At 42.4% G+C, this 19722-nt stretch carries 17 protein-coding genes; 6 read left to right on the top strand and 11 right to left on the bottom strand.

Features of this window, described 5'->3' with window-relative positions; all coding sequences use genetic code 11:
* The first annotated feature begins 257 nt into the window (after positions 1-257).
* The 3 genes from nadA (at position 258) to PCRYO_RS03125 (ending at position 4424) form a co-directional block, all read left to right on the top strand.
* Positions 258-1397 carry a quinolinate synthase NadA gene (gene nadA, locus PCRYO_RS03135; protein ID WP_011512951.1) on the top strand — a complete coding sequence of 380 codons (1140 nt, stop codon included), beginning with the start codon at positions 258-260 and terminating at the stop codon, positions 1395-1397.
* 1 nt (position 1398) lies between these two features.
* Positions 1399-3306 carry an L-aspartate oxidase gene (gene nadB / locus PCRYO_RS03130; protein ID WP_011512950.1) on the top strand — a complete coding sequence of 636 codons (1908 nt, stop codon included), beginning with the start codon at positions 1399-1401 and terminating at the stop codon, positions 3304-3306.
* A 206-nt stretch (positions 3307-3512) separates the two neighbouring features.
* On the top strand, positions 3513-4424 hold the full coding sequence (locus PCRYO_RS03125; RefSeq protein WP_011512949.1) for a lysine exporter LysO family protein: 912 nt from the start codon (positions 3513-3515) through the stop codon (positions 4422-4424).
* 33 nt (positions 4425-4457) lie between these two features.
* On the opposite strand, the gene PCRYO_RS03120 is transcribed toward PCRYO_RS03125, so the two are convergent.
* From PCRYO_RS03120 to PCRYO_RS03095, 6 genes are all read right to left on the bottom strand, one after another.
* A complete protein-coding gene (locus PCRYO_RS03120) occupies positions 4458-5171 on the bottom strand; it encodes an OmpA family protein (protein ID WP_011512948.1) in 714 nt (237 codons plus the stop codon).
* Positions 5172-5278: 107 nt separating this feature from the next.
* On the bottom strand, positions 5279-5935 hold the full coding sequence (locus PCRYO_RS03115; RefSeq protein ID WP_011512947.1) for an OmpA family protein: 657 nt from the start codon (positions 5933-5935) through the stop codon (positions 5279-5281).
* 64 nt (positions 5936-5999) lie between these two features.
* The gene (locus PCRYO_RS03110; protein ID WP_011512946.1) at positions 6000-6584 is read right to left on the bottom strand and encodes an OmpA family protein; all 585 of its coding nucleotides are present in this window, start codon (positions 6582-6584) and stop codon (positions 6000-6002) included.
* Between the two features lie 11 nt (positions 6585-6595).
* Complete coding sequence (locus PCRYO_RS03105) at positions 6596-7294, bottom strand: OmpA family protein (protein ID WP_011512945.1); 699 nt, start codon at positions 7292-7294, stop codon at positions 6596-6598.
* Positions 7295-7331: 37 nt separating this feature from the next.
* On the bottom strand, positions 7332-8609 hold the full coding sequence (locus tag PCRYO_RS03100; RefSeq protein WP_011512944.1) for an FAD-dependent monooxygenase: 1278 nt from the start codon (positions 8607-8609) through the stop codon (positions 7332-7334).
* A 95-nt stretch (positions 8610-8704) separates the two neighbouring features.
* Positions 8705-10006, bottom strand: coding sequence for a UbiH/UbiF/VisC/COQ6 family ubiquinone biosynthesis hydroxylase (locus PCRYO_RS03095; protein WP_226939376.1), 1302 nt, complete (start codon positions 10004-10006; stop codon positions 8705-8707).
* Positions 10007-10686: 680 nt separating this feature from the next.
* On the opposite strand from PCRYO_RS03095, the gene PCRYO_RS03090 reads away from it, so the two are divergent.
* Both PCRYO_RS03090 and ybeY read left to right on the top strand, forming a co-directional pair.
* On the top strand, positions 10687-11772 hold the full coding sequence (locus PCRYO_RS03090) for a PhoH family protein (protein ID WP_011512942.1): 1086 nt from the start codon (positions 10687-10689) through the stop codon (positions 11770-11772).
* Positions 11773-11868: 96 nt separating this feature from the next.
* Positions 11869-12477, top strand: coding sequence for an rRNA maturation RNase YbeY (ybeY, locus tag PCRYO_RS03085; RefSeq protein ID WP_041752983.1), 609 nt, complete (start codon positions 11869-11871; stop codon positions 12475-12477).
* Here the strand turns inward: ybeY and PCRYO_RS03080 are convergent.
* Positions 12474-13349, bottom strand: coding sequence for a mechanosensitive ion channel family protein (locus PCRYO_RS03080; RefSeq protein ID WP_011512940.1), 876 nt, complete (start codon positions 13347-13349; stop codon positions 12474-12476). The two genes, ybeY and PCRYO_RS03080, sit on opposite strands and share 4 nt — an antisense overlap.
* A gap of 84 nt (positions 13350-13433) precedes the next feature.
* The gene (locus PCRYO_RS03075) at positions 13434-14378 is read right to left on the bottom strand and encodes an energy transducer TonB (protein ID WP_226939326.1); all 945 of its coding nucleotides are present in this window, start codon (positions 14376-14378) and stop codon (positions 13434-13436) included.
* Between the two features lie 254 nt (positions 14379-14632).
* On the opposite strand from PCRYO_RS03075, the gene PCRYO_RS03070 reads away from it, so the two are divergent.
* Entirely contained in the window at positions 14633-15442 is an 810-nt protein-coding gene (locus tag PCRYO_RS03070) for a hypothetical protein (protein WP_011512938.1), read from the top strand.
* Between the two features lie 161 nt (positions 15443-15603).
* On the opposite strand, the gene PCRYO_RS03065 is transcribed toward PCRYO_RS03070, so the two are convergent.
* The 3 genes from PCRYO_RS03065 to nuoM form a co-directional block, all read right to left on the bottom strand.
* Positions 15604-16434: a ferredoxin--NADP reductase gene (locus PCRYO_RS03065; RefSeq protein WP_011512937.1), complete on the bottom strand. Its 831-nt coding sequence runs from the start codon at positions 16432-16434 to the stop codon at positions 15604-15606.
* Between the two features lie 180 nt (positions 16435-16614).
* Positions 16615-18093 carry an NADH-quinone oxidoreductase subunit N gene (locus PCRYO_RS03060; protein ID WP_011512936.1) on the bottom strand — a complete coding sequence of 493 codons (1479 nt, stop codon included), beginning with the start codon at positions 18091-18093 and terminating at the stop codon, positions 16615-16617.
* A gap of 3 nt (positions 18094-18096) precedes the next feature.
* Complete coding sequence (nuoM, locus tag PCRYO_RS03055) at positions 18097-19722, bottom strand: NADH-quinone oxidoreductase subunit M (protein WP_011512935.1); 1626 nt, start codon at positions 19720-19722, stop codon at positions 18097-18099.

The raw sequence follows: 19722 nt of genomic DNA, 5'->3' as shown, positions 1-19722 counted from the left end.
CTTTTATTTTATTTATGAAATACAGCTCAACTGATAAGCCATTGACCACATGCTAAGTATAGCTTGAATCGATGTTTATCATAGCTTGTGGTTGTAATTATACAAAATGAGCCCTGCATAAATAAGAAACGTATAAAAAATTTCTTGTATTTATGCTCAAAATGAGCATAATTAAAACAGTTTATTTTTTAGCACTATTCAACTGACTCAATCTAACGGCAACTGACGTGTCGTTATTGCATGAAAGGTTTGCACTTATGAAAACGTATCCGTATGACGCACCGATTATGAGTACTGATAATCGCATTGCCACGCAAATGAATATTGAATATGCCAAAGCAAAAATGCCCGCAGATTTGCCGCGTAGTGAGCGACTGAAAGTTGAAGAAAATATTAAGCAGTTGTTAAAAGAGCATAATGCCGTCTTAGTCGCGCATTATTATGTCGATCCCTTTATTCAGGATTTGGCATTAGCAACCGGCGGCTGTGTTGGTGATTCGCTTGAGATGGCGCGCTTTGGTCAAGCGCATAGTGCACAAACACTGGTAGTTGCAGGTGTACGCTTTATGGGTGAGTCGGCAAAGATACTCAGTATGGAAAAAACAGTACTGATGCCAGACTTGGAAGCAGAATGCTCGCTTGATTTGGGCTGCCCTGCCGATGAATTTTCTGCCTTTTGTGATGCGTATCCTGAGCGTACCGTAGTGGTCTACGCCAATACCAGTGCGGCAGTAAAAGCACGGGCTGATTGGGTAGTAACTTCGTCAGTTGGTATCAATATCATTCGACATTTGCAAGAACAAGGCGAGCCTATCATTTGGGGTCCGGATAGACACTTAGGTAAATACATTGCCCATGAGACTGGGGCAGATATGCTGCTATGGCAAGGTTCATGTATGGTGCATAATGAGTTTAAAGCCACTGAGCTTGAACAATTAAAAGCTGAACATCCGACAGCAAAAGTCTTGGTACATCCTGAATCTCCAGATAGTGTCGTGGCGCTTGCCGATGTGGTTGGCTCGACCAGTAAGCTATTGCAATCCACCTATGAGATGGATGCCGATACCTTTATCGTCGCAACTGACTTGGGTATCTTGCATGAGATGCAAAAGCGCTCGCCAAACAAGCGCTTCTTGGCTGCACCGACTGCGGGCGAAAGTGCAAGCTGCAAAAGCTGTGCTTTTTGTCCATGGATGGCGATGAATGGTCTACAAGGTATCGAGCAATGTTTGACCAATAATTCAGGTGAGATATTGATGACGGCTGAGCTGGCAGCGGCAGCTAGAAAGCCATTACAACGCATGCTTGATTTTGCTGAATCACAAAAACAGCGGGTAGCAGCAAGCGGTGATATCGTCAAAGACCGTGCATTGTTTGCAAATGTTGGAGCAGCATAATATGAGCGCGAACTGGTTAAATGGCAAAGATAACTGTAATGCACATCAGATCCTTGATGCTGTTGTGATAACAGATGTACTTATCGTTGGGGCTGGGCTTGCAGGATTAAGCACCGCGCTTGCTTTACCGGAGTCGCTGAGCATTACCATATTAAGTAAAGCTGCATTGGAAGTTTGCTCAAGCCATTACGCCCAAGGCGGTATCGCCGCAAGCTTGGACAAAAATGATTCGGTAGCTGACCATATTACCGATACGCTAATCGCTGGTGCAGGATTATGTGCAGCGGATAATACGACAAACATCCTCAGCGCTGGACAACAAGCGGTTCAATGGCTATGTGAGCAAGGCGTACCCTTTACTCAGATTCCTCAAGCTAATAAAAAATACAATACTGAGCAAAAAGTCTTCACTAAATTGCAAACTGCTGATTTACATCTAACCAAGGAAGGCGGTCATGGCTGTAGACGCGTTGCCCATGCTGATGATGCAACGGGTCGCCATATTATGGAAGCCTTGACTATAAAAGCGCAAGCCGCTTCTAATATAACTATTTTGCCCTACCATGAAGCACTGTATTTATTAACTGACAACAGTGATAACCGATGCCAAGGGGCGCAAGTTTTTGATCATATTATTCAGCGCCAAATCACATTTCATAGTCGCGCGGTTGTCTTAGCCAGTGGTGGTTTAGGGCAATTATTTCAACGAGCCAGCGCGCCCAACGTCTGTGTCGGTGATGGCGTTATGATGGCGTGGCAAGCAGGCTGCCGTTTGGCAAATTTAGAATTCATCCAATTTCATCCGACTGGTCTAGCACTAGGAGATAGCAGCTTTTTGATTTCTGAAGCTTTACGCGGCGAAGGTGGGCGCTTATATTGTCCACAAACTGGCGACCGCTTTATGCTAGAGATTGATGAGCGTGCAGAACTGGCGCCGCGAGATATTGTCGCTCGGGCAATAGCTGAGCAGATTAATAATAACGGACTTGGCTACGTTCATCTTGACGTCAGTCACTTGCCAGCGGAATTTTTGCAAGAGCATTTCCCTCAGATTTATCAGACACTATTAGCACTTGGTATTGGTATAACTAAAGAGCCAATTCCGGTTGCCCCAACCGCCCATTATAGCTGTGGCGGCGTGGTCACTGATGCTAATGGCGTAACCGATGTAGCAGGTCTTTATGCCGCTGGTGAAGTTGCTTATACAGGTCTGCATGGAGCAAACCGTTTGGCGAGCAATTCACTTTTGGAATGCGTAGTGGTTGGCCGCAATATCGCCGCTGATTTACCTCGCTATTTAAAAGCGTTAGAGAATCTAGATACTGCTGCCATTTATGAGAGCATAAACTTATCAGCACCTACCATTTGGACAGCGCCAACACTCAAAGATACTCAAGCCATTACGCTCTCTTCTTTTATTACACATCCATTGACTTCAGATGATTACGAGGACACTGATAGCAATATAGATACTAATAATCAGGCTGGCAAAATAACTACAGAATTAAAAATTTTAATGACCACCTATATGGGTATCACTCGCACTGCCGAATCATTAGAGCAAATGTTAATACAGATACAGCAATGGCAACAGTGGCTTGAAAAATCTGAGTTAAGTCAGCCCAATATAAATGCTTCAGACGACGCTATGACCATTGATAAACTTGCACACTTTCAATTAGCAAGACAGTTACAATTAGCGACTTTAATTGTTCAGTCTGCTTGTCAGCGCCTTGAAAGTCGTGGCGGACACTATCGTAGGGACTATCCCAACCTAGCAGCCACTGCTCGCATTAGTGTGATTGAGCCATTATCAAATCAAGCTATTTGCCCATTAAGTGGTATCAATAATCCCACTTCAGAAATTCAGAAACATCATAAATTTGTCCAATCCGAACAAGCAGTATAGTGGCTTTATATTCAATCAATGCGGCACTGCTGGTCTAGCATATAGAGAAGCTCATAAAAAAAGCTTTGAGCAGCAGCAATTCAATGAATTTTGTCTGCTCATGTCAGTATTATTATACTAATATGTTACAATCCTCGCCTTCTTAAAAACCCTTCCTAAAAACAATTTATTAAAACGCCTTTTAAAAATGCCGCGAGCCCTTTACCATGCAAAGCTTAGTTACCCTTGTCTTGGTTTTAATGCCAATGTTTATTGGCTTTGCCATTCCATCCAATCCAGCCCTGACCAAAATTGCCGATAAAGGCTTGTCTTATTTGGTCTTTATTATTTTAGGCTTGATTGGTATTGAGCTGGCACAAGTCGAAGGACTTGGCAGTCAGGTAGGTGAAATCGCACTGTATGTCACGATATTATCAATACTGACAATTGGAACTGGATTATTTGGGTTAATGCTGTTTGACCGTTTGCGCCCGTGGCATGCCAAAAAACCCAGTGTTAAATCTAAAGAACATCGCGTCAGTATTCGCGGCAGCCTCACTCAAGTTATCTGTGTAGCAATAGGTTTTGTGATCGGTTATTTCTTGCCAGCCAACTATATACCGCCTGAGAACACCATGACGGTCATGCTAATGATATTAATCTTGCTGGTTGGTATTGGACTAAAAGGCTCGGGTATTACTCTAAAAGAAGTACTGCTTAATAAACGCGGTGTCGAGATGAGTATTATTTTTACATTATCGGTATTAGTTGGTGGGCTTATCTTTGCGCTGATGTTTAGCGATATCTCTTGGACGAAGGGCTTAGCACTAGCGTCAGGATTTGGTTGGTATTCGCTATCTGCGATTGTGATGACCGATGCTTATGGGGCAATTTGGGGCAGTGTTGCGCTATTTAACGACTTGATACGTGAGTTCTTTGCGTTGATATTTATCCCCGTCTTTATGCGTAAATATCCGTCTGCCTCGGTCGGACTTGGCGGTGCGACCAGTTTAGATTTTACTTTGCCAATTATTCAGCAATCAGGTGGTCTAAAAGTGGTGCCATTGGCGATTAGCTTTGGCTTTATTATTAATATTGTCGCGCCCGTGCTAATGGTATTGTTTTCGTCTTTGGGGTAAGGTTAGATTTTGACGGTTTATCAAAATTTGCCATTATTCAAAAGGCTTACAATGCTTGGCGTATTCACCATATCTTTGAATATCAGATTTATATTTAAGATTCATTAAATCATTGACTAAACTACTCGCCATTAAAGTGGCGCGGCGCTGTTTTGACTCAATATTTTTAACATTAAGCTTTTCAAAACTTGGATCTATAAACGCTGTATCTGTAACTAGAATCTTATTTGAACACTCATAAGTACGGATACGCTTAGCATCAATATGATGCTGCAAGACTAACGTATTTTTGATGCTAAGGGCGCGATTGCGTGATAAAGAATCGAAACCAAGCGTCGCTAAAGCATCTTTATCAATTTCATTTGTTGCTACATGACCAAAAATAAAAACATTGGCTTTTGGGTAATCATTAAGATTTTCTGCTACTTTCACAAATACTGCATCATAGATATCGGGTAATTGATTTCTCATTGGCGGAAAAAATCCATTGAATTCCATTTCAAGTCCGCCCACATCAACCTCTATTGGACAGCCTTTAGCATCGACCACTACGTTAGGTGGCGTTTCAGGACACTCGTCTATATCATCAAGTACGCCATCGCCATCTGAATCAATTTCTGCTTGCATCGTCCTGATGTTTTCATATTGCGGTGTAGTTTTGGGCGGTACAATTTCGGTAGTTTGACAGCCTGCTAATGTTATAGATGCTGCTAATAACAATAAAGTGCTATGAGTTTTAATGGTCATTATTACCCTCTCTTTATCCAGAATAATTTAAATCTTTGTCTGTCATCACTTTTCACTCTTTTAAAACACTCAATATTGCTAGTAAGGGCATAAACGTTTAAAAACAATTAATCTTCAGGCTCTACAGCTATCTCGAAAATTCGGCGGTTCATGGACATTTCCTCTTCGCTATCAAAATCTGCAGTAGCTACCCCATAAACTCTGCGGTTCATAGACTTACCTTCTTCTGTATCAGAAGAGGTAATAGGCTGTTCGGCATCATAATTAAAGGTATTTAAACGCTCAGGATCAATTTTATGCTTTAGTACAAGATAGTTTTTGACGATAAGTGCCCTATTTCTTGCTAGAGAATTTGGTCGCAATTTTGTATCTGACATTTCATCTACTGAAGCGTGTCCCTCAATACGCATAGTTGCCGTATAGTACTCTTGCAGCTTTAGGGCTACTGTATCAAGCTCAAGCTGATACTCTTTTGATAACTCACTGCTGCCCTTGGCAAAAAAGGCACGATATTCCATTTTTAGGCCTATCCCCATACCCGTAAAAGGACAACCCCTTTCATCTGTTACTATATTTCTTGGGGTGCCTGGACACAGGTCTATCTCATCAGAATATCCATCACCATCAGAATCGAGGCTCACCATTAATATTGGCATTGGCGCTGTCACTATGTTATCAATCGCTAGTTTTGGCGCGGTTTGACACGCTGATAATGCCAAAGAACTACAAAGAGTAATGCTGACTAAATATAAAATTGCTTTCATATCAACGTCCTTTTTCAATTATCACATATTCTTTATTTTCAATCTTTTTGAAACGCTTAATATATTATTCAACATTGCTAATAAGCGCATAAATACGCTGATTGAGCCAACTGTTTTCGGCATCATTTGTCGCAATTGGGCGCTCTGATCCATAGTAAATGGTCTTAATACGATCAGGATCAATATTATATGTCATGGTCATATAATTTTTAATTTCTTCCACCCGGTATCTTGATAGTGTTTGATTGGCATTATTGTCTTCACGCTTGGATATATGCCCTTCGATATGCATGACAGCGTCCAAATGATCTTGCATTTTTTTACCTGCGTTATCTAGCTGTTCATAATACTCACTTTTTATCTCACTACTATTTTCGTCATAGTAGGCTCTAGCTTCCATCATAAATTCGTTTTCACCAAAAAGTAAGGAATGCGGACAGCCTCTGTCATCTACTACTACGTTTTCTGGCGTATTCGGGCACTGATCTAACTTATTAGGAACGCCATCGCCGTCACTATCCAAATTAACCGCAACCGTTGGCATGTTGATAGTTTGACTTGTTTGCTTAGAAAAATCGGCGGTTTGACAGGCGGATAATGTTAAAGCGCTGACTAAAACGACAAGCGTATTTCTTAATAGCATTTTCATAAATGATACCTTTAAAATTGCTGACAGAATTCTTTATAGTACGTGAGTGACTGCTCGCGAACACTGCCTGCATAAAAATCATTGGCATTTAACGCCTTGCCATAAATACGCTGGTTCATTGATCTACCTTCTTCAGTATCGTTAGGTGCAATCGGCATACTATCAGCACAATCAAACGTATAGATTTTATCAGTAGCTATGTTCCTCTTAACCAAAGCAGTTTTTATTATCTGTGCCCGATCACGTCCTAATTGACGTTTATCAACTTTTTCTTGATTCATTTCTCCGTATATATCTCCTGATGCATGCGCAGCTTCAAGCTCAGAGGTATGACCAGACAAAACCACTACTAGCTCAGGATTGCTATGCATTTTTTCAGCTACTTTTTCCACTTCTGGCAAGTACTTCGTTTGCAACTCATTACTATTGCGCTCAAAGAAAACTCGTAGCTCCATCGTAAGATAACCTATTAAACTCACTGCTACTGGACAACCATACTCATCCGTCATCACACCCTCAGGGGTATTCGGGCAATTATCTATGATGTCAGGGACGCCATCATTGTCTGTATCTGCAAGTGGCTCTATCAAGACTTTAGGAGGAATATATGGTTTTCCATTAATTACGGCAGTTTCTGGTGTGGATTGGCAGGAGGCTAACATAAAGCTAGCTATTACAACGCCTATCGTCATCCATGACTTACTTTTCATATACCTTCCTTAGTTCATCTAGAAAGTTCGTTAAACACTAAACCCCACTCGCCTGCTTAGCAAATAGCCGCATCAATGGCTTGATTTTACTAACCCGATACATACCTTCATTACGAAGTTGTTGGATAGGACGCAATTGAGCCAGCGAGCCAGCGAACAGCCAGTTAAGCGCCGAAAAGCTGTGCATCATCAGACTGTTATGCGGACGACGCAAGCGCTCATAGCTACGCAAGGTTTGATTGGTGCCCCAAAGCGACCCACCACTACGGTTATAATCATGCGCCAATTGTTTGCTTAATGCTTTTACATCGAGCATCCCAAGATTGAGCCCTTGCCCAGCAAGTGGATGCACCCCATGCGCCGCATCACCAATCAATACTAAATTATCCGAGACATAAGTCTTTGCTTGCTGCGCCGCTAGCGGAAAACTGGCGATTGATTCAATTTTGTAGATAGCACCAAGCTCATAATGACTGGCAGCAGCCAATTTATCAGCGATATAGCGCGGGTGTTCTTCTATCAATGCCAATGCTTGATTACGTGGTAATGTCCATACAATCGACTGCCAATGCTGTGGATTGGCTTTGTCTTCATCAGTGATATCAGCGAGCGGCAATAATGCCAGCGTACCAGTCGGCAGCATGGCTTGACGAGCAGTTGCTTGATGCGGCTTTTCAGTTTGAATCGCACAACAGATCGCGGTTTGATTATAATCAAGAATATCAAGCTCAATACCTGCTTGCTTGCGCACGAATGAACCGCGACCGTCAGCACCAACCAATAAATTCGCGTCAATCACGGTATCGTTATCCAAAGTCACGCGGTAGCCTTGCGTTGCACCTAGCCAGTCCATATCAACGATCTTCTGCCCATCGATAACCGTTAGATATTGCTTTAAATCGGTAGCAGATAAACGCTGCCATAATGCATATTCGATAACTGCGGGCTCAACCATACTACCAAGCATTTTCGGCTCAGAATTTTGATTACTGTCATCACTATTATTAGTACTATCGCCGAACAGCAGCTCGCCCACACCATTCAATTGCCAAACCTGCATTTGTAAGTAATCAGCTTTACGCTCTGACGCTGCTATTTTTTGCCAAGCGCCAACTTCTTTTAATAATTCAATACTGGCAAGACTTAACGCATAAACACGTGCATCACGTTGACCCAGTATTTGCTGCCAATCTTCCTCGTTACGCTTTGGGCGCGCATCAATGAGTGTCACCGGCTTATTGTCTTGTGCCAGTTTGAGCGCAAGCGTTGCACCGACGATACCGCCGCCGATAATCAGCGTATGGTTATTTTTCATAAAATATCCTTCGTTTCGCTACTTGAGTTATCCGCTGATATTTTTAATAATTAGCAGCAGTTAGATTTTTGAATTTTTTTAATGGCTTATCAATACTAAGACTTTAGACCCATCGCATAATTGGCAATTAATGGTTTAATATTCGGTAATTTATCGAAGGCAACCAAGGCGACATTACGCGCCAGCTTCACCGCTGGATTTGGATGCGTAAAGCCATGTACCACCGCATCACAAAAACGAATAACGCGTTTTTGGTCAGTTTGACGGGCTTTCTCATAACGCTTTAGTAATGTAGGATTACCGATGTCTTCGCCTTTTAGTACTTGCGCACTCATCATTTGTGCCAGTACATGAGCATCACGCATACATAGGTTAAACCCTTGTCCTGCTACTGGATGCAGGGTGTGCGCTGCATTACCCATGATAACGCAGCGACCATCCACTTGTTTATCTGCCAGCACTTGTGTCAATGGATATGCACCACGGCGACCAGCAGTTTTAAACGTGCCTGCACGCTGACCAAAAGCTTGCTGCAAAGTCGCTAAGAAATGCGCGTCATCCTCTAAGTATTGCGTCTCTTCTCCGGTTCGGCAGACCCAAACGACTGAACGTCTATAGCCAGTCTGATATTCGTCATTACCGTCGCCTTCTGGATCCGTTAATGGCAACACTGCCAGTGGTCCGGCAGGACTAAAACGCTCAATCGCATTATGCTCATGTGGTTTGTCCGTTTCTACCACGCCGACGATAGCCGTTTGCTTATAGTCATAAGTAGTCGTACCGATATCTAATAACTGACGCACGGTAGAGTCGCGACCATCACAGGCGACCAACACACTACCCTGCAATTGCTGCTCATGCTCTTCTTCACCATAATAGCTAAAACTTAGGGTTACGCTATCGCTTTTCTGGTCAACGGCTATTACATTTGCATTATCAATGAGCGTAATCAGTGGCTCTTGCTGGGCAGCAAGGAGTAACTTACGCCCAAGCCACGCATTTTCCATCACTTGTCCAAACGACTCAACTTGTTCATCCTTTTTATTGAGTTGCGCGCGTCCAAAGCTACCTTGTTCACTAATCTGTACGGCATCAATACGGCAGGCATGGCTTTGTAGTTCATCCCACAGCCCGATCTCTTGATAAATCTGTACCGTACGCCGTGACAATGCCGTATTACGGCTGTCTAAATAGTGGCTGCGATTGCTATCATCATTTGGACTGATGGTCGGATAGCTGTTCTTCTCGAGCAATGTACTGGCGATACCATGGTTTGCCAATAGCAACGCAAACGACAAACCGACATGACCGCCACCAGCGATAAGTACCTGCTGCTCAGTCATCGCAGTGTGTTTAATATTATTAAGTTTTGATAAATTTGATTCAGTAGTTTGCATCATTATTATTCCTATCATTGTCGATTTAGCACGCATTTATACGTGATTATTATTCACTCAAAATTTTATTTTATTGAAAAACCTATTGTTCTTTGAACATATTAAAAAATTTCTAATATAGTAGATGCACCTTTAAAAGAATACAGTGCTACTGGAATTAATTATTCGCAGCCTCTGTCTGCCTAGGCACAGCAAGCAAGAAAAATTAATACCAGTAGCACGTTATAATGTTTGTATTTCTTTCATTTAAAACTGACTATAGCGTTATCGCCTAAACAATAGATTACCACAAATTGCCTTTTATTCTGTGGTCTTGACGGTATCTGTAGCAGCTATAAAAAATTCTTTCAGTGTGACTGCTCAATGCTTTTATCTATCGTTGCAATCGCCATACAAAAACAAAGCCATGCATACATCTATATAGCTTGAAATTTAAATTCTATCTACCATAATGAAGGCAGGAAATTTATTTATTATTCATCAAACTTACTATTCATTAAACTAACAGCTACTTTGCCGTCATTTTCTATTATCTAAAAGCCGTACGCTAAAAGCTATAAACCAAACAACATAAAGCACGACTAACTATTTTATCTCTGAAGTTCGTCTGACTATGCAGCATAGAAGCAATAACCATAGCAGCGGGCAACCAACACAAGGATAATCGCTTGACTGACTCCATGAGCCGCCGTATAAAATTTGAATCCTTGACCCCAGCACAGCTCAAAACCGTGCTTGGTGAATACAACAATCACATGAAATACATTCAACAACGCCTCGATATTAAAATCAGCCAACGCCAAGGCGACTTTTGTCTAAGTGGCGACATATTGGGTGTTGAGCGCGGCGAACGTATTATTTATAAAATGGTCGATGAAGCGCAAAACACCAAAGACATCAGCGCCGAAGAATTGCATCTCATCATTCAATCAAGCCTCGCGCGCGATGAAGATATTGAAGAAGATGCAGCACAGCTAGAGGATAATGAGGAAGACTTAGACGCCCCAAGTGAATTTACGCCTATCAGCTTGCGTACCCGTAATGGCAAAATCATTCCACGTGGTGGCAATCAACAACGCTATGTCAGAGATATTCTATCGTCTGATGTGTCGTTTGGGATTGGACCTGCCGGTACCGGTAAAACCTATCTCGCGGTTGCTTGTGCAGTTGATATGATTGAGCGCAATGAGATTGAGCGTATTTTGCTCGTACGTCCTGCGGTAGAAGCTGGCGAAAAACTGGGCTTTTTACCAGGTGATTTAACGCAAAAAATTGATCCATACTTGCGTCCTTTATACGATGCACTATATGAAATGATTGGGTTTGAGAAAGTCGGTAAGATGATTGAAAAGCAAATCATTGAAATTGCCCCGCTTGCCTATATGCGTGGTCGTACTTTAAATAACTCGTTTGTCATTTTGGATGAGGCGCAGAACACCACACCTGAGCAAATGAAGATGTTTTTGACGCGTTTAGGTTTTGGTTCGCGCGCGGTCATTACCGGTGACATTACACAGGTAGATTTGCCACGTGGCAGCAAGTCAGGCTTGGCACAAGCGATGGAAATCTTAAGTGGTATTGAAGAGATTCATATCACTAAGTTTGATTCAAAAGACGTCGTACGCCATCAGTTGGTACAAAAAATCGTTGAAGCTTATGATGTCTATGATGACGAGCAGTTTGCCTTGCAGGAAAAGCGCAAGTTTGAACGTATGAAAGAGCAGGAGCGCAAACAGATAGTTGCTGATGCAGCAGCCAAACTCTAATCTATCTTGATAGGCCTATATTGGAAGGAAACCGGATTTGATATCCGGTTTTTTACTGTTAGATATTTTTTAATTGATATAAAGAAGGATTAGGGTATGAGCCAAGACAGCAATAGTGAGGCTAGCAACAACATTAATGATAATTCTAATGAGAACAATAGCTTAGACGCGCTTGATATTAGTGCCAGTGAGCTTATCGATGACCAGACACTTGATAGTTTTTACAGTCGGGAGCAGATGCTGTCTGTAATGGCGGCGACACTTAACTATATCGATGAGCAGGTAAAAGGTGGTCTGATACTGCCATACTTTGAAGATATCGATGCTGAGCAGTGGCAAGAGAAGATTAAGGTGCTCGATATTTATATTACTGATGAAGTCGAAGGTCGCGAGCTGAATTTAGAAGCCCGTCAAAAGGATTATGCAACCAATATCCTCTCTTATCCAAGCGACCTGCCAGCAGCCATTATTGGACTGATGCCAACGCTACCGCTTGGAGAGCTAATCATTTGCCATGCGGTGATGATACGTGAAGCAGCAGAGCAAAATAAAGAGGCTGTGCAGCATATTAGCCACTTATTAATTCATGGAGTACTGCATTTACTCGGTTTCGATCATGAGCTCGGGCAAGCCGAGCAAGATGAGATGGAGCGCTTTGAGATTGAAATTTTGGCAGGGCTCAATATTCCAAACCCTTATAACTAATCTTTTTTCGTTAGTAGTTTTTGTGCCTGATCCATCTGATTAATCATCTGGTCAAGTCCTTTCACATGGACATTACGCTGCGGGAACGGAATATCAATTTTATTATCATCCAGTGCATATTTAAACTGTTCCAATAGATCGCACTGCATTGACCACCAGTCGTCATTAGTCGTCCAAACGTTTAAAGTTAAATCAACGGAGTTATCGCCCAAGTTAGTGACGCGAATAACCGGTGCAGGATCAGTAAACGCCTTCGGATTACTGATTGCCAAATTTAGCATAACATCTTTGGCAGTTTTGATATCAGCATCATAACCAATACCAACGGTGATATCGACGCGGCGATTGGGCAATGCGGTGTAATTAACAACCGCTGAAGTGGTGATATCGCTATTAGGAATGATGACATCATGATTGTTAATCGTTGTTAGATGCGTATTGACCAAGGTAATCTCTGTCACAGTGCCCGTATAGCTGCTTATTTGCACATAATCACCGCGCACAAAGGGGCGAAAGGTGACAATCATAATGCCCGCTGCAAAATTAGACAGCTGATCTTTCAGTGATAAACCAATCGCAACCGCTGCACCACCCAAGATAGCCACGACTGAAGTGGTCTGCACACCAACTTTACTCAAGGCAGCCAAAACGACCACAACCAATAGCACACCGTAAATTAAGCGACCTAAAAAACTAGCGACTGTCTCATCTAAACGACTACGCAACATCATACCGTGAGCAAATGTGACGGCTTTTTTGGCAAGCCAGCGCCCTATCATAAATATTAGTAGCGCTAATGCCACTTTAGCAGCAATACTCAAAGCGTTATTGGTTAAAGTGGCAACATCAAGGGTAAAACCTAAAAATTCCATATAAACTCTTTACTCTATATCTGGGTGTTATCTATTTACTGTTTTAGTTAATACGTTGAAAATGCAGGACTGCTTTTAACGCTTCTAGTACGTCACTTCTACGATATCACTATAACGGTAGGTACGTATCAGACGCAACTCAACAATGTCTTTCATATCCGCGGTAAATTTACCAAATGGCGCGGCTTGCCTGACTGATTGTTTTGCCGCTTCATCTAAGATAGTTGAATTTGAACTCTCAAGCAAACGGATGGCTTTGATATTACCGTCGTTAGCAATAATCACCATTAAACGCACTTCGCCCGTAATACTTTGTGCCCTTGCTTGAGCAGGATATTGCAAATTCCCAACGCGCTCAACATGCTCACGAAAGGTATTGATATAATCTGCCGCCGCGCCATGGGTCGTTGAGTTACTGTCCATGGTCACTACTTTTGATTTGGTAGCATAAGTTTGCTGACGCTGAGACAGTTGCGCCTCCAAGGTAGCAATCTGCTTACGTAGGCGCTCTTCTTGCACTCTCATATCATCTTGCGCTTGCTTACTGTCATTATCAGACTCTACGCTTGCATGACGCCAGCTTAGTGTGGTGCGCAGGTAGCTTTCTTGATAATGCTGCTGGCGTACTTGCCGCTGCAAGCGAATCACGTCTTGCGTCTCACTCATTTGCTCAGCGGATAACGGGCTGCTTTGGTCCGTTTCTTGACGCAATTGCTCTTTTACCGTACCGCCGCCTTGTTGCGAGGCATTGGCAATAAATTGAGCATCTTCATTTGGCTGCATATTATCCGTTAGGGCTTTAGCAACGTCTTGCATCAATCCGGCAGGGTCTTGCCCCATCGAAAAACTGATACCGAAAATAATCAACGCATGCACGCTAATGGCAATAACAATCGCCATCGGCAAGCTGATATCACGTTTTGGTGCTTGCGCTGAAAAATGGTAGCTTTGTGAGTCTTTAATATACACCGCAGTCAGTCTCAGCTTATGAATATAAAGGCGATCATCAATAAACGTGTTAATATCCATATCTATTGCCCATGCCGGCGCCATCATAACATGACATAGAATTGTCTCGCTAGCACAACCGTATACCGTAAATTCACAGTAACTTCTCAACAATTTATCATTGCTTACAGTGAGAGGTATACTCTAACTTGTACTCATCACATAAGCCCAGCGCATTTGATATAGAAAATAAAGGTATGCTGATGAGTAATAGACGTTCATTTTGCCCACCTCGTTTTTGATATATACTGTTTGGTATCGGTCACGCTTTTATAATGATAAGGATAATAAGTTTGAGTAGCTTTAATAACATGAGTGATAACATCAATCATTCAGACAACTTTGATGACTTTTTCGAGAATCTCGGCTACCGCTTTGATGAATCATTCAGCGATGGTTGGGATCGCCTGACCCAATCTATTAAAGACTTATACAACCGTACAACCGATAAGCTAGAAGATGAGCTGGCGCTACCGCTAACACAAGCCTACGTCAATGATGCGCTAAAAACCTATGTCACGGATAATGTCAAAGCCATCTTAGAGCTGCGTGTTGAGATACACGAAGATTGGTTTCGCTTATACTGCACGGTCGATGCAGGTGGCATTTATGCAGAGGTCGCGAGTAACTTTCGTCTGGTACATGCTCAGCTCGATCGCAATGTACAGCGCTTTGTCTTTGGGCAACTGACCTATACCGATATCCTAAATTTGCGCTGTGAGTCCTTTCTTAAGCGTCAAGGTATCAAACTATTTATTTGGTTTTACCACCGTATCCTGAAAAAAGACCCGTTGGGTTTTATCCTATCTTATATCGATATTGCACGCGCCAAAAATGAGATTATTTATATTGATATTAATCGTTGGCTGAAGAGTAATAAGAAAATTATCGGCATGTTACATAAGGCACAAGTTAACTATGGTGAGCTTGAAGAAGAACAATTGATTTTGAAAGCGCAGATTAATTATCGCGATTTATTATCCTCAAATAGCAATGAAGATATTATCAGCGAAAAAGACGAGCCAGTACAAGTACAAGGTCCTGTCCATCCATTAGATACAGAAAATGTAGCGAGCCAAGTTTAGAACATCATAAGCTCTCAGCTCTTATCACTTTGCTATCTTATAACTGTCAATTATTATAAAAAAATGCTGTATCTTGCCAGACAAGAGTCGTCAAGATACAGCATTTTTCTTTTGCTAAAAATTTTAAAAGAATGCTACTCGATCACACTTTATGACATTCGTTACCAGTAATTTTCTACCGCAATATTACCTTCGCCGCGGCGATTCATCACCAGTCCCAAGGTTTTTAACGTCTCTTTGGTATCTTCTACCATATCTGGGTTGCCGCAGAGCATAACTTGCGTGCTATCAACATCTAAAGCAATGCCTGCACGCTCTTGTAGCGTTCCATCTAGTAGCAATTTTGGCAGGCGCTCTGTCAGTGTACCTTCGACAGGCTCACGAGTAACAATCGGTATAAAGATTAATTTTGCCGGATTATCAACCAAGGAGCCAAAGTCTTCTTGCAGACTTTTTATCTTATCAACGTATGCCAGCTCTTCTATCGAGCGCGCGCTATATGCGAGAATAATATGCTCGTAATCTTCCCAAGTCTTTAAATCTTGCAGCATCGATAAGAAAGGCGCAAGACCAGTGCCCGTAGCCAGCAGCCATAAATCTTTTGGTAATGGCTTTTGATAACGCGCCAATGTTAAAAAGCCAAAAGGCATGGTATTAAGCAGTAGCTCATCGCCTACTTCTAAGTGTTGCAACTGTGAGGTAAATGCACCATCAGGAATGACAATAGAGAAAAACTCTAATACTTCATCAAAGGGAGACGAAACAATTGAATAAGCGCGAAAAATATCTTCGTTTAGTGCGTCATTAGCGACATCATTGCCTGCTTTGCCTTGCTGCTTATAGTAGTTTAAATGACTGGGATTAACCCCCAAACGTACAAATTGCCCAGCCGTAAATTTAAAGCTATCCGGACGGCTGACAGTAAAGCTAAATAAATTTGGCGTCCAAGTGGTTTTGCTTAGCACTGTTACGGTTTGAATATTGTCGCTCATAGTCATAAATCACTTATATTTTATTAACATTTATTTTTATAAAATTTAAACAACACAAAAAAAGATGCGCCAAGCTTATCACAAAGCGGGCGCATCTTGTTTTTCGAACCGTAACAATGAATAAGTAATAGTATGGATATAGCATTACTTATTTCAGCTTTGTATACCTATTTTTTAAGCTTACCAAATACGAGCCAAACTTGCCCATTCAATCATACTATTTGGTAATACGCCAAAGAACAAGATGATCGCCGTGACTGCTATGACCATGATACCACCAGTACGTAGACCCCACTGCTTCGAGACGTCAAATTCAATAAATTGTTTTGGACGCTTAAATAGTGTGAGCAAGACGCGCAAGTAATAGAACAAGCCAATCGCACTACCGAGGATAATCATCGCTGCCAAGAACCAGTTGGTACCTTGTACTGCAGCAAGAACCGCAAACAGCTTAGTAATAAAGCCTGCGGTTAATGGAATGCCCGCTAGAGATAGCATCATGATAGTCATGACACCAGTCAATACCGGACGTCTCCAGAACAATCCTTGATAATGAATCAATTGATCGGCTTCACCAGATAAGCGATAAGGGCTAGACATCAAGGTCACGACACCAAAGGCACCAATAGAGGTAAAGGCATAAATCGCCATATACATACTAGAGATACTATCAGCAGCAGAACCAATGCTCACGATTACGATTAACACATAACCCATATGGGCAATCGATGAATAACCAAGTAAACGTTTGAGACTTGTTTGGCGTACCGCAAGTAAGTTACCTAGCAAAATCGACAAGGTTGCCATGACCATAAGCAGCATCTGTACCGATGGCAATGCCAATAGTGAGGTATCAATTAAAAATCGTACTGCCAATGCCATCATCGCTACTTTTGATACCGAGGCCAGATAAGTCGCGATAGGTGCAGGGGCGCCTTCATAGACATCTGGTGTCCAGATATGAAAGGGCGCAGCAGAGAGTTTAAAGGCGATACCAAACATCATCATCGCTGCCCCTAAGATTAACAGCGGCGATTCAAACGTATCAGCCAAAGTTAAACTAATAGGCTTAAATGCCAGTGAGCCGACTTCTGCATAAATAAATGCCATACCCATCAGCAGCGTTGCCGATGCTGTCGCTGATAGCACTAAGTATTTCAGCCCTGACTCAAGCGAGCGGGTGCGCATATAGGTATAGGACAGCATGCCATATAGCGGTATCGATAGCATCTCAAGGCTCATAAAGAATGATGCCAAATGCTGGGCGCAAACCATAAGCAGTGCACCAATCGTCGATAGCAACATGAGCAAATACAGCTCTTCTTTATTATCGTTGAGGTTTGCTAAATACGCATAAGACAACGTACAACAAGCCAATGCACAGATAAAGACAATCACCATATTAAACTGAGCGAAGTTATCAATGACAAATAACTGCTCAGCCGCTGGCACCAGTGTGCCACTATCGATTATACCTGCCATTTGCCCAAGCAAAATAAACAGACCGATATTGAGACCGATGACCGAAATCGTACCGGTCACCATATGTGAGCGCTTCATCGTGATGGCAATCATCACCACCAATACTGTAATAACTACCGCAATGATTGGTGCATAAGGCAGTAGCCCCATCAAATCATTCATCGTAAAATCGTTCATGACTTAACGTGCCTCCATTGCATCAAGCAGCTGCGAGGCATCTACTTGGGTTACTTGACTATATATATAAGCGTTATTAATCCACTGCATCGCATGACTTGAGGTATCAAGGAATGGCTGTGGATACAGTCCCAGCCAGACCAAGCCTGCTGCTAGCATCAAAAGTAACGACAGCTCACGCTTGCCCAAATCTTTTAATGGACGCGTCGGCAGACCATGCGATTTGGTTTCTTTTAATGCCACTTCTTCAATGTTGTTGATACCAAATAGCGCTTTATGAATTAATATAAGTGAGTATAAACCCGCCAATACTAAGCTAAAAGTTGCTAAGACCACAAACACAGGATACTGAGCAAAGGCACCAAATAAGATCAAGAATTCACCGATAAAGTTACCCGTACCCGGAATACCAAGTAAGGCCGCACAGAAGAACATCAGTATCGGCGCATAATAACGGAACTGACCCCACATACCGCCCATCAAGGTCAAATCGCGCGTATGTAAGCGCTCATATAACTGCCCTGCCATAATAAACAGCGCTGCTGAGCTTAGACCATGTGCCAGCATTTGAATCATCAAACCTTGCAAGCTGAGTAAGGTTCCGGCATAAATTGCCAAAACCACAAAGCCCATATGCGAGATACTGGTATAAGCAAGCAGACGCTTCATATCGGTTTGCATAAAGGCAAGCCATGCGCCATAGAAGATACCAATAGTACCCAAGGTCATAGCAATTGGCGCAAAATCTTGTGACGCCGCTGGAAATAATGGCAAGACAAAACGAATCAAACCATAAGCCGCCGTCTTAATTAGAACCCCTGCCAAATCCACCGAACCTGCCGTTGGTGCTTGCGCATGGGCATCAGGTAACCAGCCATGGAATGGAATAATTGGCAGCTTAACGGCAAAGCCAATAAAGAAGCACAGCATGATCGGATATTCCCAGCCGCCAAGTGACGTACCGAGTAAATCATTATAGTTAAAGCTGACCACGCCTTTTTGGGCGTAGCTGATAATGACCAATATCAAAATACCGACCAGCATGATAAGACCAGATGCTTGGGTATAAATAAAGAACTTAGTTGCTGCGTATTCTTTGGTTTTACCAACCACATCATGACCCCAAATCGCGATCAAAAAGTAGATTGGAACCAGCATCATCTCCCAAAAGAAGAAGAACAAGAACATATCAATGGCTAAGAAAACACCGATGACGCCGCCCAAACTCCACAGCAAGTTTAGATGGAAGAAACCAACACGGCGCTGAATCTCATTCCACGAACAGGCAACTGCGGCAACACCGAGCAGACCAGTTAATGCAACCATCATTAGCGATAAACCATCTAACGCTAAGTGAAAGCTGATACCAAAACTCGGTATCCAAGGCACACTAAATTCAGCCACCCAAGGCACAGCAGCATCTGGCGCAATAACTTGCTGACTCATGCCAGAAAAATCACCGTATTGCCACAGCACTATTGACAATACAAAGGTCAACGTCATACCGATTAAGGCAATCCAGCGCGGCAAGCGTTTATTAAAGCGTTCAACCAGCCAGCATAGCAATCCTGCAATAAAAGGAATGGCGATTAATGCTGGTAGCATCCACGTTTGTTGTAACTCAATCAT

It is taken from the genome of Psychrobacter cryohalolentis K5, from assembly GCF_000013905.1.
In the GTDB taxonomy this organism is placed as follows: Bacteria; Pseudomonadota; Gammaproteobacteria; order Pseudomonadales; family Moraxellaceae; genus Psychrobacter; species Psychrobacter cryohalolentis.
Note: the sequence above shows the minus strand (reverse complement) of the source record. Positions and strands in the feature narration are given on the sequence as shown.

Excerpts from the sequence above, each read along its gene's own strand:
- PCRYO_RS03110 (WP_011512946.1), bottom strand. The coding sequence starts at position 6,584 with ATGAAAATGCTATTAAGAAATACGCTTGTCGTTTTAGTCAGCGCTTTA.
- PCRYO_RS03115 (WP_011512947.1), bottom strand. The coding sequence starts at position 5,935 with ATGAAAGCAATTTTATATTTAGTCAGCATTACTCTTTGTAGTTCTTTG.
- nadA (WP_011512951.1), top strand. The coding sequence starts at position 258 with ATGAAAACGTATCCGTATGACGCACCGATTATGAGTACTGATAATCGC.
- PCRYO_RS03070 (WP_011512938.1), top strand. The coding sequence starts at position 14,633 with ATGATAAGGATAATAAGTTTGAGTAGCTTTAATAACATGAGTGATAAC.
- PCRYO_RS03090 (WP_011512942.1), top strand. The coding sequence starts at position 10,687 with ATGAGCCGCCGTATAAAATTTGAATCCTTGACCCCAGCACAGCTCAAA.
- nadB (WP_011512950.1), top strand. The coding sequence starts at position 1,399 with ATGAGCGCGAACTGGTTAAATGGCAAAGATAACTGTAATGCACATCAG.
- PCRYO_RS03125 (WP_011512949.1), top strand. The coding sequence starts at position 3,513 with ATGCAAAGCTTAGTTACCCTTGTCTTGGTTTTAATGCCAATGTTTATT.
- PCRYO_RS03095 (WP_226939376.1), bottom strand. The coding sequence starts at position 10,006 with ATGCAAACTACTGAATCAAATTTATCAAAACTTAATAATATTAAACAC.
- nuoM (WP_011512935.1), bottom strand. The coding sequence starts at position 19,722 with ATGATTGAGTTACAACAAACGTGGATGCTACCAGCATTAATCGCCATT.
- PCRYO_RS03100 (WP_011512944.1), bottom strand. The coding sequence starts at position 8,609 with ATGAAAAATAACCATACGCTGATTATCGGCGGCGGTATCGTCGGTGCA.
- PCRYO_RS03075 (WP_226939326.1), bottom strand. The coding sequence starts at position 14,378 with ATGGATATTAACACGTTTATTGATGATCGCCTTTATATTCATAAGCTG.
- PCRYO_RS03065 (WP_011512937.1), bottom strand. The coding sequence starts at position 16,434 with ATGAGCGACAATATTCAAACCGTAACAGTGCTAAGCAAAACCACTTGG.
- PCRYO_RS03105 (WP_011512945.1), bottom strand. The coding sequence starts at position 7,294 with ATGAAAAGTAAGTCATGGATGACGATAGGCGTTGTAATAGCTAGCTTT.
- PCRYO_RS03060 (WP_011512936.1), bottom strand. The coding sequence starts at position 18,093 with ATGAACGATTTTACGATGAATGATTTGATGGGGCTACTGCCTTATGCA.
- PCRYO_RS03120 (WP_011512948.1), bottom strand. The coding sequence starts at position 5,171 with ATGACCATTAAAACTCATAGCACTTTATTGTTATTAGCAGCATCTATA.
- ybeY (WP_041752983.1), top strand. The coding sequence starts at position 11,869 with ATGAGCCAAGACAGCAATAGTGAGGCTAGCAACAACATTAATGATAAT.
- PCRYO_RS03080 (WP_011512940.1), bottom strand. The coding sequence starts at position 13,349 with ATGGAATTTTTAGGTTTTACCCTTGATGTTGCCACTTTAACCAATAAC.